Origin of the sequence: Massilia sp. ST3, assembly GCF_018119405.1 — a bacterium.
In the GTDB taxonomy this organism is placed as follows: domain Bacteria; phylum Pseudomonadota; class Gammaproteobacteria; order Burkholderiales; family Burkholderiaceae_D; genus Telluria.
Map to the genome: position 1 here is coordinate 46,585 of NZ_JAGPWC010000021.1, position 14,912 is coordinate 61,496.

The following is a 14,912-nucleotide window of genomic DNA, read 5'->3' on the forward strand; positions in this document are numbered from 1 at the left end:
TGCCCGCGCTACCATTTCTGCGCAATCATGAGCGCCTGCGGCGCGCCCGCCGGTCCCGGTTCGGCCGCGGGCAGGCTGATCCTTACCTGCAGCCCGCCATCGGCGCGGTTCGCCGCCGTGATGGCGCCACCGTGCGCGAGCACCACGCGCTGGGCGATCGCCAGGCCGAGGCCGTGGCCGTCGACGCTGGCGCCGGCCGGATCGGCACGATGATTGGCACGATAAAAGGGCTCGAAGATATGGGGCAGCTCCGCCGGCGCGATGCCGGGGCCGCGGTCGAGCACGTCGATGCGTGCGCCGCCGCGGACGGCGGCCACCGTGATGCGCACCGCGCCGCCGCCCGCGCCATGCTTGACCGCGTTGCGGATGACGTTCTCCAGCGCGCTCCACAGCAGGTCCGGGTCGCCGCTCACGCTGACGCAGCCTTCGGCCTCCACGATGATGCGCGGCGTCGCGTCCGGATCGGTCTCGCCGGCTTCGAAGCGCGCGTCCGCGGCGATGGCGTCCACCAGCTCGGCCAGGTCGACCGCTTCGCGGCGGGCGATGCCGCTCGCGGCTTCCAGGCGCGACAGGGTCAGCAGCTCGCCGACCAGCTTGTCCATGCGGATGCTTTCGCGTTCGATCCGGTCCAGCGAGGAAGCGATCTTCTCGGGCTGCTGGTGTGCCAGCCCCACCGCGGCCTGCAGGCGCGCCAGGGGCGAGCGCAGCTCGTGCGAGACGTCGTGCAGCAGGCGGCGCTGGCCGTCCATCAGCATGCGCAGCTGGCCGCTCATGCGGTCGAAGTCGCGCCCCAGGTCGCTCAGTTCGTCGCCGCCGGCCGGCCTGGCCGTGAAGCGCGGCGCCAGGTCGCCCGCCGCCGCCGCGTCGAAGGCGCTGCGCAGCGCCCGGATGCGGCGCGAAAAATACCAGGCGAGGAGGGCGGCGAACAGCAGGCTGGCCAGCACCGCGGCGATGATGCCGGCCGCCTGGCCCACGCGCCGCCCCCAGCCCGGGTCCATGCCGGGCACGGGGCCGCCGCGCCCGCGGACGCCTTGCTGCGGCGGGCCGAAGCGGCGCGAGACCAGGGCCAAATAGCGGCTGCCGTCGCTGGCCACCAGCTGGCGCGCGCCGCGCACCGCGCCGTCCTCGCGCAGGCTGCGTTCCGCTTCCCGGACCAGCTCGTCCGGCACGGGCCGTCCCAGGATGTCCTTGTGGCGGGTGTCCAGCACGAACACCTGCGGCCTGCGCATCTCCGCCAGCATGCCCTGCAGGGCGCTCATGCCGCCATGCTTGAGGGTGGCGGCAGCGGCGTCGAGGGCGATGGCGGCCGGCGGGCCGGTGTCGAGCACCGGCGCCTGGCGCTGGCGCGCCTGGTCGCGCAGCCAGAAGGCGCCGCCGATGCCGATGGTGGCCGCGACCTGGGCCAGCAGGATCGAGAGGAAGAACTTCCAGAACAGCCTGCCCATGCTACTCCCGGATCAGCTGGTAACCCTGCCGGTAGATCGTCTGCAGGCAGGAGCGGCCGTCCGACAGCGGCCCGAGCTTGTGGCGCAGGCTGCTCAGGTGGACGTCGATGTTGCGGTCGAAGCGCGCCAGCGGCCGTCCCAGGCCCTGTTCCGACAGTTCGTTCTTGCTGACCGGGCGCCCGGCGTTGCGGGCCAACACTTCCAGCAGGTTGAATTCGGTGCTGGTGAGGTCGAGCGGCGCGCCGTCCCAGGTGGCGCGGCGCTGCTCGGGCAGCATGGTGAGCTTGCCGACGCTGATCACGACACCGGGGCCGTTGTCGCCGTGGGCTTGGGTGCGGCGCAGGATGGCGCGCACGCGCGCGGTCAGCTCGCGCGGGGTGCAGGGCTTGGCGACGTAGTCGTCCGCGCCCAGCTCCAGGCCGAGGATGCGGTCGGCGTCGTCGCCGCGCGCGGTCAGCATCAGGACCGGGATGCGGCTGGCGGCGCGGATCCGGCGCAGGGCCTCGATGCCGCTCATGCCCGGCATCATGACGTCCAGGATGACGATGGCGGGCGCGCCGGCCAGCGCTGCGCGCACGCCGTCTTCGCCGTTGTGGACGCAGGACACGCCGAAACCCTCCTGTTCAAGGTATTCCGCGAACATGCCGACCAGTTCGACGTCGTCGTCGATGAGCAGTACGTGATTCATGGTGCAAGGATAGCAAAGACGGCGTCCTGGTTCTGTTGTCCAAAGGGAAGATTTACGCGCTTTTACACGGCTTGTCCGCGCTTTACGTGGCGGCGCAACAGAATGGCGGCACCGAACCACACGAGGAGCCACCATGCACAAGATGTCCCTGCAGTTGGCCGCAGCCCTGGCCGCCTGCCTGATCGCCGCACCCGCCGCGCTGGCCCAGCCGGGCCGCGACGGCCCGCCCATGGAGCGGCGCATGGAACCGCCGCGCCACGGCGGCCACAGCGGGCATCAGCGCCTGGCGGGCCTGGACTTGAGCGAGGCCCAGCAGGACCGCGTGTTCGCCATCCTGCACGATGCCGCGCCGCAGCGCCGCGAGCTGGACAAGGCCGAGCGCAAGGCGCACGGGGCGCTGCGCGAAATGGCCGGCGCGGCCCAGTTCGACGCCGCCACGGCGGGCAGGCATGCCGAGGCCCTGGGCCAGGCGGTCGCCGGCCAGGAGCTGCTGCGCCTGCGCACCGACGCCCAGCTGATGGCGGTGCTGACACCGGAACAGCGCGCCCAGATGCAGCGCGCTCCGCGCCGGCAGGACACGCGCCGCCCGCCGCGCCAGGACCGCCAATAAACTCGCCCCGGAAAGGATTCGCCATGCACGACCATGACCACGGCCTGAGCGCCGACCTCGAGAAGATGCTGTCCCAGCCCGCCAGCCGCCGCCAGTCGCTGCGCTGGCTGTTCGCCGGCGCAGCCGGCCTGCCGCTGGCCGGCTGCGGCGGCGGCGCCGACGGCAACTATGGCATCACCACCTCCACCTCCACCTCGACCGGCACGGGGAGCGGAAGCACGGCGGGCGGCACGCCAGTGGCCTGCACCGTGATCCCCGAGGAAACCGCCGGCCCGTATCCCGGCGACGGCAGCAACCGCAACGCCAACGGCGTGGCCAATGCGCTGGCCCTGTCCGGCATCGTGCGCAGCGACATCCGCGCCAGCGTGGCCGGCGCCACCGGCGTGGCCGAAGGCATTCCGCTGACGATCCGCCTGCAGGTCGTCAACGTGGCCGCCGGCTGCGCGCCGGCCGCGGGCGCCGCGGTCTACCTGTGGCATTGCACCCGCGAGGGCGGCTACTCGATGTACTCGAGCGGGATCGTGAACGAAAACTACCTGCGCGGCGTGCAGGAGGCGGACAGCCAGGGCAATCTGGTGTTCACGACGGTCTTCCCGGGCTGCTACGACGGCCGCGTGCCGCACGTGCACTTCGAGGTCTATCCGAGCCTGGCCAGCGCCGGGAGCGCGGCCGGCAAGCTCAGGACCTCGCAGTTCACTTTCCCGATGGCGACCCTGGCCGAGGCCTATGCCACGAGCGGCTACGCCAGCAGCGCCGCCAACCTGGCGCGGGTGAGCTACGCGAGCGACATGGTGTTCAGCGACGGCTTCGGCCTGCAGATGGCGAGCGTCAGCGGCAACGCCACGCAGGGCTATGTGGTGAGCCTGACAGTAGGCGTTTCCCTCTAAACAAGCTGCGCGGGGCCGCTGTCGAACGGGTGTGCTATTAGAATGGGCTGGCTTGTTCCACCACCGCCCCCGCGACCATGTCCAAACCGCTTCTACATTTCGCCCACGGTAACAGCTACCCGGCCGGCTCCTATAACCGCATGCTGGAAGCGCTGCGCCAGCACTACGAGGTGCGCACTCTCGACATGCACGGCCACGACCCGCGCTATCCGGTCAGCGACGGCTGGCCCCGCCTGGTGGACGAGCTGATCGTCCAGCTGGAAAGCTATGGCCGGCCGGCGATGCTGGTGGGCCACTCGCTGGGCGGCATGCTGTGCGCGATGGCGGCCAAGCGCCGGCCCGAGCTGGCGCGCTGCGTGGTGATGCTGGATTCGCCCGTGGTGGCGGGCTGGCGCGCCTTGCTGTGGCGCATGGTCAAGGGCCTCGGCCTCGGCTCGCGCTTCTCGCCGGCCCAGTTCTCGGAAAAACGCCGCCACCTGTGGCCGGACCGGCAGGCGGCCTACGAGCATTTCGCTTCGAAGCCGATGTTCCAGGCCTGGGCGCCGGGGGCGCTGGACGACTACCTCGAGCATGGCCTGGCGCCGCATCCGGAAGGCGTGGCCCTGCGCTTCCAGCGCGAGGTCGAGTCGGCGATCTATAACAGCCTGCCCCACCACATGGGCGAAATGATCCGCGAGCCTTTCCCGGTGCCGGTGGGCTTCATCGCGGGGACCGATTCGGAGGAGCTGCGCCAGGCCAGCCTGGCGCCCACGCGCAAGCTGGTGGGCGAGAACCTGGTCATGATCCAGGGCAGTCACCTGTATCCGATGGAAAAGCCGGAAGCGACGGCGCGCCTGACGCAGGAAATGATCGCCCGCCTGCTGGGGCAGCAGGCGCAGGCGAGGGCGGAGCGGCTGGTGCAGGCCGGCTGAGCCGGCCTTGGCGCTTATTCGCCCGGCGCGTTGAGCGGGCGGGCCTGGCTGTCCATCGAGCTGCGGAAGGCTTGCTGGCCCACCGAGCGGACCACGCGGTCGGTGGTCTTGGGGTTGGGAATGCGCGAGCCGGTCAGCTGGTTATGGTTGGTGCCGCTGCTTTCCGCAGTTGCAGCCACGTCCACCGGTTCCTCGCTGGCCGGCGGCAGGGCGCAGCCCGCGAGTGCCAGTGCGCCTGCCGCCAGCAGGGCTTTCGTTGCGATCTGCATCTCCACCTCCATGGTCAGAAAATCCCATCGTACGCACAAATTGCCATTGCGGCAATCCCGTCCGTAATGACAGGCGACCGTGTCGGATATTTCGATTAAAATTGCAGGATTTTCTTCCTGTTTTGGAAACACCACGATGACTATCAAGAGCGACAAATGGATCCGCCGCATGGCGGAGCAGCACGGCATGATCGAACCCTTCTCGCCGAACCAGGTGCGCGAGTCGGAAGGCCGCAAGATCATCTCGTGGGGCACGTCTTCGTACGGCTACGACATCCGCTGCGCCGACGAGTTCAAGGTGTTCACGAACATCAACAGCACCATCGTGGACCCGAAGAACTTCGATTCCAACTCGTTTGTCGACGTCAAGAGCGATGTCTGCATCATCCCGCCGAACTCCTTCGCGCTGGCCCGCACCATCGAATACTTCCGTATTCCGCGCAACGTGCTGACCGTCTGCCTCGGCAAGTCGACTTACGCCCGCTGCGGTATCATCGTCAACGTCACCCCCTTCGAGCCCGAGTGGGAAGGCTATGTGACCCTGGAGTTCTCGAACACCACGCCGCTGCCCGCCAAGATCTACGCCGGCGAAGGCTGCGCCCAGGTGCTGTTCTTCGAGAGCGACGAAGTCTGCGAAACCTCGTACAAGGACCGCGGCGGCAAGTACCAGGGCCAGCACGGCGTGACCCTGCCGAAGACCTGATTCACTTTTCGATGGCTTTCTCGAAAAAGTGAATCATATTTGACGAGGAGGCGCATGTCAGACTGTTGCAGCGGCGGCTGCGCCCCCGGCAAGCCGCCCGCCGATCCGCGCTACCGGCGCGTCCTCTGGGTCGCGCTGTGGGTCAACGCCCTGATGTTCGGCGTCGAACTGGCGGGCGGCTGGACGGCCGGCTCGGTGTCGCTGCTGGCCGACGCCGTCGACTTCCTGGGCGACGCCGCCAACTACGGCATTTCCCTGTTTGTCCTGGCGCTGGCGCCGGCCTGGCGCTCGCGCACCGCCCTGGTTAAGGGCGCGACCATGGGCGGCTACGGCCTGTTCGTGCTCGCGGCCACCTTCTGGCACCTGCGCTCCGGCACGCTTCCCGAAGCCCACACCATGGGCGCCGTCGGCCTGGCCGCGCTGGCGGCCAACTGCCTGGTCGGCGCCTTGCTGTTCGCCTACCGCAAGGGCGACGCCAACATGCGTTCGGTCTGGCTCTGCACCCGCAACGACGCGATCGGCAACCTGGCCGTGCTGGCGGCCGCCCTGGGCGTATGGCAGGCCGGCAGCGGCGTGCCCGACCTGCTGGTGGCGGCCGTGATGGGCCTGCTCGGCCTGTCGGCGGCGCGCAGCGTCATCACCCAGGCGCTGGCGGAACTGCGCATCGGCGCGGCCGGCGCCAGCCTCAGGCGCCGCTGAGCGGGCCCAGGCGCCCGAGCTTGTCGGGATTGCGCGTCACGTAGATCGCCGTAATCCGGCCACCGTCGATCTCGACGGCCAGGGTTTGCGGCAGGGAATCGATTTCGCGCGTGATCTGGCCCGGCAGGCCGTCTATCAGGGTCTCGCGCAGCACTTCTCCCGCGCTCCATCCCTTGCCGGCCAGCGCCGCCAGGAAGCGGCCCACCTTGTCGATGCCACGGATCGGGTTGATCGACGAATTGCGCTTGCCGCCGCCGTCCGCGTAGAACACCACATCGTCCGCCAGCAGCTGCTTGAGCTGGCCCAGGTTGCCGCTGCGCGAGGCCGCGAAGAAGGCGCTGGCGATCTTCTGCCGCTGTTCGTCGGCGACCGGGAAGCGCGGCCGCGCCGACTGGACATGGGTGCGCGCGCGGCTGGCCAGCTGGCGCGCGGCGGCCGGGTCGCGGCCGATGGCGTCGGCCACCTCGGCGAACTCCATCTCGAACACGTCGTGCAGCAGGAAGGCCGCGCGCTCCAGCGGCGACAGCCGCTCCATGGCCAGCATCAGGGGCAGGGTGATGTCGTCCGCCTCGTCATCGGCGTCGATCCAGGGTTCGGGCAGCCAGGCGCCAATGTATTGCTCGCGCTGGACGCGGGCCGATTTCAGGACGTCCAGGCACAGGCGGGTGACGGTGCGCACCAGGTAGGCTTCCGGCTCGACCACCGCGGCGCGGTCGGCGTTGTGCCAGCGCAGGTAGGCGTCCTGCACCACGTCCTCGGCCTCGGCCACCGAGCCGAGCATGCGGTAGGCGATGCGCTGCAGGCGGCGCCGGCGGGCGGCGAAGAAAGCGGCGAAATCGAGGTCGATGCTGTCCATGCGCTGGGAGCTTACTCCCGGTGCGGTCGCGGCGCTAGTGCATGAGGAAAGAGGGATGGCGGGCATGTCGTCCTTGGTCGATGCTGATCATGCAGCAAGGACGAGCAGGCGGGCCGCGGTGTGACATGCGGCCGGGAAAAAACCGGCCGCAGTCCGATCCCGCCGGACTCAGTAGGTCAGCGTCACCAGCGACACCGCCTGGCGCGGCAGCTGCATCCTGACGACGGCTTTCCCGTCCGCCGTCTTCAGGCTGGCCGGCTTGCCCAGCTGGGCCAGGGAGCCCGCCTTCTCCAGCGCGGCCACCTGCGCCGGGGTCGGATTGGCGGGCGAACCCATGCGCTTCCAGGCCGTGTAGGAATTACTGTTGTCCTGGTCGACCCGGTAGTGCCGTAGCTGGACGCGCTTGGCCGGAATCCCGCTGATATGCAGTTCGACCGGCGAGCCGGCATCGACGATGTCGTCGTCGTGGTAGTTCCAGACCATCACGGCCACGCTGCGCGCATCCTTGCTTGCCAGTGCGTTGATGTCGGTGCGCGCACCGCGCACGCCGCCGGCCTGGATGGCGGCCGCGTCATAGGCCTGGTCGCCGCCCACGGCCACGCGCTCGCCGCGCATCATGCCGAGCATGCGGAACACGTTCAGGACCGGCTTGTCCACGCCATTCGTGGCCAGGTCGCGGAAACCCGCGAACCAGGGCTGGTCTTCGAACTCGAAGGACCAGTTGACGGCGCCGATCAGGTTGACGCCACGGCGGGCGGCCAGGTCGTACCCGCGCGCGATGGAGGCCGCGGTATAGCTCGCGTACAGGGTGCCGTTGCGGTAGGCGTTCTCGGGATTGGTCTGCATGCCGCAGGCGGCGCAGCCTTCCGGGTCGGATTCGCCGATGATCACCGGAATGCCCTTCAGTTCCGGGTACTTCTCGACCAGGGCGAAACCCTGGTCGAGGCGCTGGAAGTGGATGCCCATGCCCATCTGCACGCGGCCGTCCACGACCTTCGGCTGGCCCTTGGCATGGAAGGCCACGAAGTCGAGCGGGGAGCCGGTCTTGCCGGTGGCGTGGTTCTTGCCGCGCAGCGCATGCTCGAGGAAGTCGTCCATGAAGCGGCCCGCGCCCGCGGTATGCGGCCCGCCCATGCGCGCCGTCGGCAGTGCGCGTTTGACGGCGTCGGCGGCGTAGTCGTACATCTTGAAGTATTCGCGCTTGGTGTCGGGCGCGATCAGGTAGTGGCCGTCCGGCTCGTTCCAGACTTCCCAGTACCAGCTTTCCACTTCCTTCCGGCCGTAGCGTTCCACGCTGTGCTTGACCCACTGGTAGATCAATTCGGCCCACTTGTCGTAGTCCTTGGGCGGCGTGGCCCAGCCGGTCATGATCTGCTCGTAGGGTACGCCCGGCTTCCAGCTGTGCTGGTAGGGCTGGGGGCGCTGCGACAGCGCTTCCGGCATGAAGCCGATCTGGGCCAGTGGCTTCATGCCGCGCTCGACATAGGTGTCGAAGATGGCGTCCACGATGGTCCAGTCGTAGATGGGCTTGCCGTCCTTGTCTTCGCGGTACATGCCGGTGGAGCCCCATTTGAGGGCATGGCTGCCGTCGCCCGAGGTCATCAGGTTATGCGCGCGCACGTACACGGGGACCGGACTCATGGCCGCGATCTGGCCGAGCAGCTTCTTGCCGTTGGGAGCGGTGGTGTAGTTGGGCTCGTCGTAGCCGAACCAGGCCCAGATCGGGGTCATCGGCCCCTTGGACTGGCTGGCGTCGACGGTCAGCCTGACGGGGGTGGAAGCGGAGGAAGGGGAGGCGGAGGGCGAAGCGGCGAGGCCGAGCGGCGCGGCGGCCGCCAGGCACACGGCGGAAAGGAGTCTCTTCATTCTTGTTCTCGTGGAAAGGGATGTAATGACGATGGTAGGGCGCTGCCCACCGACCGTCCAATCACACTTTTCCCCGCCGAGATACGGAATCCGGTATCGGCGCGCTGTGACTACGGCAGCGCGCCGGCCGAGAGAACTCAGGCCTCCTGCATCACGCAGTCGACGAAGTAGCCCAGCTTGCCGTCCACCTCGCGCTTGACCAGGCCGTGCACGTCGGTCTCGAAGCCCGGGAAGCGCTCGTTGAAGTCGCGCGCGAAGCGCAGGTAGTCGACGATGGTCTTGTTGAAGCGCTCGCCCGGGATCAGGAGCGGAATGCCCGGCGGGTAAGGCGTCAGCAGGATGGCCGTGATGCGGCCTTCCAGTTCGTCGATCGCCACGCGTTCGATCTGGCGGTGCGCCATCTTGGCGAAGGCGTCCGAAGGCTTCATGGCAGGGACCATGTCCGACAGGTACATCTCGGTGGTCAGGCGCGCCACGTCGTACTGGGCATAGAACTGGTGGATCTCGGTGCACAGGTCGCGCAGGCCGCGGTTCTCGTAGCGCGGGTTGGCGCTCGCGTACTGCGGCATCACGCGCCACATCGGCTGGTTCTTGTCGTAGTCGTCCTTGAACTGCTGCAGCGCCGTCACCAGGGTGTTCCAGCGGCCCTTGGTGATGCCGATGGTGAACATGATGAAGAAGGAGTATAGGCCGCACTTCTCGATGATCACGCCGTGCTCGGCCAGGTACTTGGTCACGATCGAGGCCGGGATGCCGGTCTCGCCGAACTTGCCGTCCAGGCTCAGGCCCGGGGTCACGATGGTGGACTTGATCGGGTCCAGCATGTTGAAGCCCTCGGCCAGCTTGCCGAAGCCGTGCCAGTCGTCGTCGGCATGGATCATCCAGTCCTTCTGTTCGCCGATGCCTTCCTCCGACATCACGTCCGGGCCCCAGACCTTGAACCACCAGTCCTGGCCGAAGTCCTCGTCCACCTTCTTCATGGCGCGGCGGAAGTCCAGGGCTTCCAGGATCGATTCCTCGACCAGGGCGGTGCCGCCCGGCGCTTCCATCATGGCCGCGGCCACGTCGCAGGACGCGATGATGGAATACTGCGGCGAGGTCGAGGTGTGCATCAGGTAGGCCTCGTTGAAGGCGTCCTGGTCGAGCTTGACCGACTCCGACTCGCGCACCAGCACCTGCGAGGCCTGCGACAGGCCGGCCAGCAGCTTGTGGGTCGACTGGGTCGAGAAGATCATCGACTCCTTGGCGCGCGGGCGGTCCTTGCCGATCGCGTGCATGTTCTTGTAGAAGTCGTGGAAGGCGGCGTGCGGCAGCCAGGCTTCGTCGAAGTGCAGGGTGTCGATCTTGCCGTCCAGCATTTCGCGCAGGGTCTCGACGTTGTACACCACGCCGTCGTAGGTCGACTGCGTGATGGTCAGGATGCGCGGCTTCTTGTTGACGGCTTCGCGGGCGAACGGATTCGCCTCGATCTTGCGGGCGATCGATTCGGGGGTGAATTCTTCCAGCGGGATCGGGCCGATGATGCCGAGGTTGTTACGCGTCGGCATCAGGAACACGGGAATCGCGCCACACATGATGATCGAGTGCAGGATCGACTTGTGGCAGTTGCGGTCGACCACGACGATGTCGCCCGGCGCGACGGTCGAGTGCCAGACCATCTTGTTCGAGGTCGAGGTGCCGTTGGTCACGAAGTAGCAGTGGTCGGCATTGTAGATGCGCGCCGCGTTGCGCTCCGACTTGGCCACCGGGCCGGTGTGGTCGAGCAGCTGGCCGAGTTCCTCGACCGCGTTGCAGACGTCGGCGCGCAGCATGTTCTCGCCGAAGAACTGGTGGAACATCTGGCCGATCGGGCTCTTCAAAAAGGCGACGCCGCCCGAGTGGCCCGGGCAGTGCCAGGAGTAGGAGCCATCGTAGGCGTAGTTCACCAGCGCGCGGAAGAAGGGCGGCGCCAGGCTGTCGAGGTAGGACTTGGCTTCGCGGATGATGTGGCGCGCCACGAATTCCGGGGTGTCCTCGAACATGTGGATGAAGCCGTGCAGCTCCTTCAGGATGTCGTTCGGGATGTGGCGGCTGGTGCGGGTCTCGCCATAGATGTAGATCGGGATGTCCGCGTTCTTGTGGCGGATCTCCTGGACGAAGGCGCGCAGGCCGGAGAGGGCGAAATCCGTCTCTTCCAGCGAGCCGCCGCCGAACTCCTCGTCGTCGATGGAGAGCACAAAAGCAGAAGCGCGCGACTGCTGCTGGGCGAAGGAGGACAGGTCGCCGTAGCTGGTGACGCCCACGACCTCCATGCCTTCCTGTTCCATCGCGGCCGCCAGCGCGCGAATGCCGAGACCGGAGGTGTTCTCCGAGCGGAAGTCCTCGTCAATGATGACGATGGGGAAACGAAATTTCATCGACAGCTCCAAAGCGAAGCGCCGTGGAGGCGGCGGTCCCTCACCGGGTCATCCCGGACAGGCCCGGCCGCCGCGCACGGCACCGAAAAAAAGAAGAAGCGGATTTTCGCAGAAATCAGGGACTCCGGTGCAAGTTTTTTTGCTAGATTAGCCAGAGTCCGCGATCCGCGGCGCACTACAGGGGCATTACCGGGACGCTGCGAGGGCGCTACACGGGCCCCTTTGGACGTCTCAGTTGTCGAGCCGCCGGCTGGCCCGGCGCAGGCCCTCGGTGAGGGCGGCCGCCGCCAGTGCGCTCATCAGGGGTACGGGCGAGAAGGCCGTCGGCGTGCTGTGCAGGGCGGCGAAGATGCCCAGGGTGATGCCGAAGGCGGCCACCGCGCAGGTCAGGGTCAGCAGCCAGGTGCGGCGCGCCAGCAGGGTGATGGCGGCCAGCGAGATCGCGATCTGCTGGGCCACCGAGGCGGCCGCCCACTGGCGCTGGCGGTGCAGCTCGTCCTCGGCGCGGCGATTCCATTCGCTCGAGGAGGATTCCCAGCGCTCCGCTTCCTTGCGGATGACTTCCTTCTCGGTCTGGTAGCGCGACACTTCGTCGCGGTAGCGCAGCTGGTTCATGCCCGGCAGGTTCGCTGCCAGCTCGGCCAGGTTCTGCTTGTTCGACTTGGCCTGGTAATGGCTCCAGGCATTGGCGGCGCTGGTCTTGTCGATCGCCGCATTGCTCTTGTACATGGCGGCGTCGTTGTGCGAGGAGCTGCCCAGGAAGGCGAACAGGGTGCCGAGGGTCGCCAGCACGGCGATCAGCACGGCGATCTTGCCGGCGAAGCGGTCGCCGCCGCGGGAACCCGGCGCGAGGATGAAGTGGTCGGACATTCAGCGGCTCTCCTTACGGATATAGGTGACGAACGCGTAGTCGTAGCCGTTGGCGTCGGAATGGTGGTTCTCGCGTTCGGTCTCCTGCCAGACCGCGGGGTCGATCGGCGGGAAGAAGGTGTCGCAAGGGAACGTATGAGCGATGTGGGTGACGATCATCGCATCGGCGATGTCCATCGCCTCGCGGAAGATCTGGGCCCCGCCGATGATGCTGGCCGGCTCGCCCGCCAGCAGCGCCAGCGCCGCCTCGAGCGAGCCCGCGCTGTCGACGCCCTCGTGGCGCCAGTCGGCGTTGCGGGTGATCACGATGTTGCGCCGCTTGGGCAGCGGGCGCCCGATCGAATCGAAGGTCTTGCGGCCCATCAGGACCGGCTTGCCGAGGGTCACGCGCTTGAAGTGGGCCAGGTCCTCGGGCAGGTGCCAGGGGAGCTGGTTGTCGATGCCGATGCCGTTCCGCGCGTCGACCGCCACGACCAGGGTCAGGCGGGGCGTCAAGGCCGGGCCTGCTGCGTGAAGGTGGCGGGAAGAAGAGCCGGCATAACGGTATTCCTTATCGAGTAACCCAAAGTTGCCGATGGTGTAACGACTGCGCGCGGCTGTCAAGTAGTCCTTTCGGCAGCGTCCGGTGACAGCTGTCCCCGGCCGCAAATATGTTGCATAATATCAAACTTTACGGCGGCCGGTAATCTTGCGATTGAGCAAGAGCGCCGGCGGACCAGCGCAAACGCCGTCCCACACTGGCATATACCCATGAAAAACCGAAGCGCCGATGGGCTGCGCGGTCTGGCGGCGCTGAACGTCGCCATCACCCATTTCGTCGCAGCCTTCCTCCCCTGGCTGCTCTACTACAATTACGGCGTCCTGTTTCCCCGCTTCGAGGGCGACAGCGCCTGGGCCGAGGTCTTCAGTTCGCCCTTGCTGACCTTGTTCTACAACGGGCATTTCGCGGTCCTGATCTTCTTCGTGCTGTCGGGCTACGTGCTGACCCTGCCTTACTTCGAGCAGCCCGCCGCGGTCGCCGCGACCGCGCTGCGCCGCCGCCTGTGGGCGCGCTACCTGCGCCTGAATGTGCCGATCGCGGCCGCCGTCGCCCTGTCCTGGCTGGCCTACCGCTATGGCCTGTACCAGCACGCGGCGGCGGCGCCCCTGTCCGGTTCGCTGAAATGGCTGGGGAGCGTCTATCCGCCCGGCCTGGACGGCGCGCTGGCCTTGAAGGAGGCGCTGTTCGGCTCGATCGTCCTGGGCCAGGCCGCCTTCGTGCCGCCGCTGTGGACGCTGAAGGTCGAGTTCATCGGTTCGCTCTACATCTTGCTGTTCTACCTGGCCAGGCCGGCGCGCTTCACCTGGCTGCCGCTGGCGCTCGTGCTGCCCTTGCTGTATGCGGTGCATGGCGAGCAGTCGGTCTATTACTATGCGATCTTCGCCGGGTCCATGCTGCACGGCCTGCGCCTCGGGCGGCCGGCCCAGGCCGCGCTGCTCCTTTTGGGGCTGTACCTGGGCGCCTACCAGCATTTCCGTGCGATGTACGGCTTCCTGCCGGCGCCGCAGCTGTGGGACGTGAAGTCGGCCTACAACACGCTGGGCGCGGTTTGCCTGTGCGCGGCGGTGCTGTCGGGACTGGGGCGCGGCCTGCTGGAGTCGAGAGCGGTCCAGTTCCTGGGACGGGTCTCGTTCTCGCTCTACCTGCTGCACTTCATGATCCTGTGCGCCTTCTCGGCGGCGATCTACGTGCGCTTCCCGCGCGAGCCGCTCTACATCGGGGCAGGGTTCGCGGCCTATCTGGCGCTCTGCCTGGGCGCCGCGGCGCTGTTCGAGCGCTGGGTCGACCGCCCGGCGATCAGGCTGTCGCGCCGCTTCGGCGCGCTGGTATGCCCGGGCGCCGCGGCGCCCGGCGAGACGCTTACACGGCGACAGGCGCCTTGATGCCGGGGTGGGGGTCGTAGCCGCTCACCTCGAAGTCCTCGAAGCGGTAGTCGAACAGCGAGTCCGGCTTGCGCTTGATCTCCAGGCGCGGCAGCGCGCGGGTGTCGCGCGAGAGCTGTAGCTCGACCTGTTCCAGGTGGTTGGCGTACAGGTGGCAGTCGCCCCCGGTCCAGACGAAGTCGCCCACTTCCAGGCCCGCCTGCTGGGCCATCATGTGGGTCAGGATCGCATACGAGGCGATATTGAAGGGCACGCCCAGGAAGATGTCGGCGCTGCGCTGGTAGAGCTGGCAGGACAGCTTGCCGTCGGCGACGTAGAACTGGAACAGGGCGTGGCAGGGCGGCAGCTTCATGCGCGGCACGTCGGCCACGTTCCAGGCCGAGACGATCATGCGGCGCGAATCCGGGTTGCTGCGGATCTGGTCCATCACCTGGGCGATCTGGTCGATGTGCTCGCCGTTCGGAGCCGGCCAGCTGCGCCACTGGTAGCCGTAGACCGGGCCCAGGTTGCCCTCCGCGTCGGCCCACTCGTCCCAGATCGTGACGCCGTTTTCCTTCAGGTAGGCGATGTTGGTCGAGCCCTGCAGGAACCACAGCAGCTCGTGGATGATCGACTTGAGGTGGACCTTCTTGGTGGTCAGCAGGGGAAAGCCTTCCTGCAGGTTGAAGCGCATCTGGTAGCCGAACACCGACAGGGTGCCGGTGCCGGTGCGGTCGGTCTTGATGGCGCCATGCTCTTTCACATGGCGCATGAATTCGAGGTATTGGCGCATTGGTGTCCTGCCGTTTC

Annotated in this window: 15 protein-coding genes; 6 read left to right on the top strand and 9 right to left on the bottom strand. The window is 67.7% G+C overall.

Translation table 11 applies throughout. From position 1 onward, the window contains the following. Positions 1 to 8: 8 nt before the first annotated feature. Together KBW98_RS09580 and KBW98_RS09585 are read right to left on the bottom strand one after the other, a co-directional pair. On the bottom strand, positions 9 to 1,445 hold the full coding sequence (locus KBW98_RS09580) for a cell wall metabolism sensor histidine kinase WalK (RefSeq protein ID WP_211519899.1): 1,437 nt from the start codon (positions 1,443 to 1,445) through the stop codon (positions 9 to 11). Position 1,446: 1 nt separating this feature from the next. Further along, complete coding sequence (locus tag KBW98_RS09585; RefSeq protein WP_211519900.1) at positions 1,447 to 2,133, bottom strand: response regulator transcription factor; 687 nt, start codon at positions 2,131 to 2,133, stop codon at positions 1,447 to 1,449. Positions 2,134 to 2,266: 133 nt separating this feature from the next. Here KBW98_RS09585 and KBW98_RS09590 point away from each other — a divergent pair, with 133 nt between their 5' ends. The 3 genes from KBW98_RS09590 to KBW98_RS09600 all read left to right on the top strand — a co-directional run bounded on the left by KBW98_RS09590 (position 2,267) and on the right by KBW98_RS09600 (position 4,541). Next, positions 2,267 to 2,743: a Spy/CpxP family protein refolding chaperone gene (locus KBW98_RS09590; RefSeq protein WP_211519901.1), complete on the top strand. Its 477-nt coding sequence runs from the start codon at positions 2,267 to 2,269 to the stop codon at positions 2,741 to 2,743. Positions 2,744 to 2,766: 23 nt separating this feature from the next. Continuing rightward, positions 2,767 to 3,630 (top strand): intradiol ring-cleavage dioxygenase, encoded by an 864-nt coding sequence (locus KBW98_RS09595; protein ID WP_211519902.1) that lies wholly within the window; start codon positions 2,767 to 2,769, stop codon positions 3,628 to 3,630. A 77-nt stretch (positions 3,631 to 3,707) separates the two neighbouring features. Next, entirely contained in the window at positions 3,708 to 4,541 is an 834-nt protein-coding gene (locus KBW98_RS09600) for an alpha/beta fold hydrolase (RefSeq protein ID WP_211519903.1), read from the top strand. Positions 4,542 to 4,555: 14 nt separating this feature from the next. Here KBW98_RS09600 and KBW98_RS09605 read toward each other — a convergent pair whose 3' ends face one another. Continuing rightward, positions 4,556 to 4,810: a hypothetical protein gene (locus tag KBW98_RS09605; protein ID WP_211519904.1), complete on the bottom strand. Its 255-nt coding sequence runs from the start codon at positions 4,808 to 4,810 to the stop codon at positions 4,556 to 4,558. A 136-nt stretch (positions 4,811 to 4,946) separates the two neighbouring features. Between KBW98_RS09605 and dcd the strand changes: the two genes are divergently transcribed. Together dcd and KBW98_RS09615 are read left to right on the top strand one after the other, a co-directional pair. Continuing rightward, positions 4,947 to 5,513, top strand: coding sequence for a dCTP deaminase (gene dcd / locus KBW98_RS09610; protein WP_211519905.1), 567 nt, complete (start codon positions 4,947 to 4,949; stop codon positions 5,511 to 5,513). A gap of 54 nt (positions 5,514 to 5,567) precedes the next feature. Next, positions 5,568 to 6,212 carry a cation transporter gene (locus KBW98_RS09615; protein ID WP_211519906.1) on the top strand — a complete coding sequence of 215 codons (645 nt, stop codon included), beginning with the start codon at positions 5,568 to 5,570 and terminating at the stop codon, positions 6,210 to 6,212. Here the strand turns inward: KBW98_RS09615 and KBW98_RS09620 are convergent. The 5 genes from KBW98_RS09620 to KBW98_RS09640 all read right to left on the bottom strand — a co-directional run bounded on the left by KBW98_RS09620 (position 6,199) and on the right by KBW98_RS09640 (position 12,695). Continuing rightward, complete coding sequence (locus KBW98_RS09620) at positions 6,199 to 7,068, bottom strand: sigma-70 family RNA polymerase sigma factor (protein WP_211519907.1); 870 nt, start codon at positions 7,066 to 7,068, stop codon at positions 6,199 to 6,201. The genes KBW98_RS09615 and KBW98_RS09620 overlap by 14 nt on opposite strands. A 168-nt stretch (positions 7,069 to 7,236) precedes the next feature. Then, a complete protein-coding gene (locus KBW98_RS09625) occupies positions 7,237 to 8,934 on the bottom strand; it encodes a hypothetical protein (protein ID WP_211519908.1) in 1,698 nt (565 codons plus the stop codon). A gap of 137 nt (positions 8,935 to 9,071) precedes the next feature. Next, positions 9,072 to 11,330: an arginine/lysine/ornithine decarboxylase gene (locus KBW98_RS09630; protein WP_211519909.1), complete on the bottom strand. Its 2,259-nt coding sequence runs from the start codon at positions 11,328 to 11,330 to the stop codon at positions 9,072 to 9,074. 231 nt (positions 11,331 to 11,561) lie between these two features. Next, complete coding sequence (locus KBW98_RS09635; RefSeq protein WP_211519910.1) at positions 11,562 to 12,200, bottom strand: DUF4337 domain-containing protein; 639 nt, start codon at positions 12,198 to 12,200, stop codon at positions 11,562 to 11,564. Then, complete coding sequence (locus KBW98_RS09640; RefSeq protein ID WP_211519911.1) at positions 12,201 to 12,695, bottom strand: dihydrofolate reductase; 495 nt, start codon at positions 12,693 to 12,695, stop codon at positions 12,201 to 12,203. Between the two features lie 255 nt (positions 12,696 to 12,950). On the opposite strand from KBW98_RS09640, the gene KBW98_RS09645 reads away from it, so the two are divergent. After that, on the top strand, positions 12,951 to 14,123 hold the full coding sequence (locus KBW98_RS09645) for an acyltransferase (protein ID WP_211519912.1): 1,173 nt from the start codon (positions 12,951 to 12,953) through the stop codon (positions 14,121 to 14,123). Here the strand turns inward: KBW98_RS09645 and KBW98_RS09650 are convergent. Then, the gene (locus KBW98_RS09650; protein ID WP_211519913.1) at positions 14,101 to 14,895 is read right to left on the bottom strand and encodes a thymidylate synthase; all 795 of its coding nucleotides are present in this window, start codon (positions 14,893 to 14,895) and stop codon (positions 14,101 to 14,103) included. The genes KBW98_RS09645 and KBW98_RS09650 overlap by 23 nt on opposite strands. Positions 14,896 to 14,912: the final 17 nt, after the last annotated feature.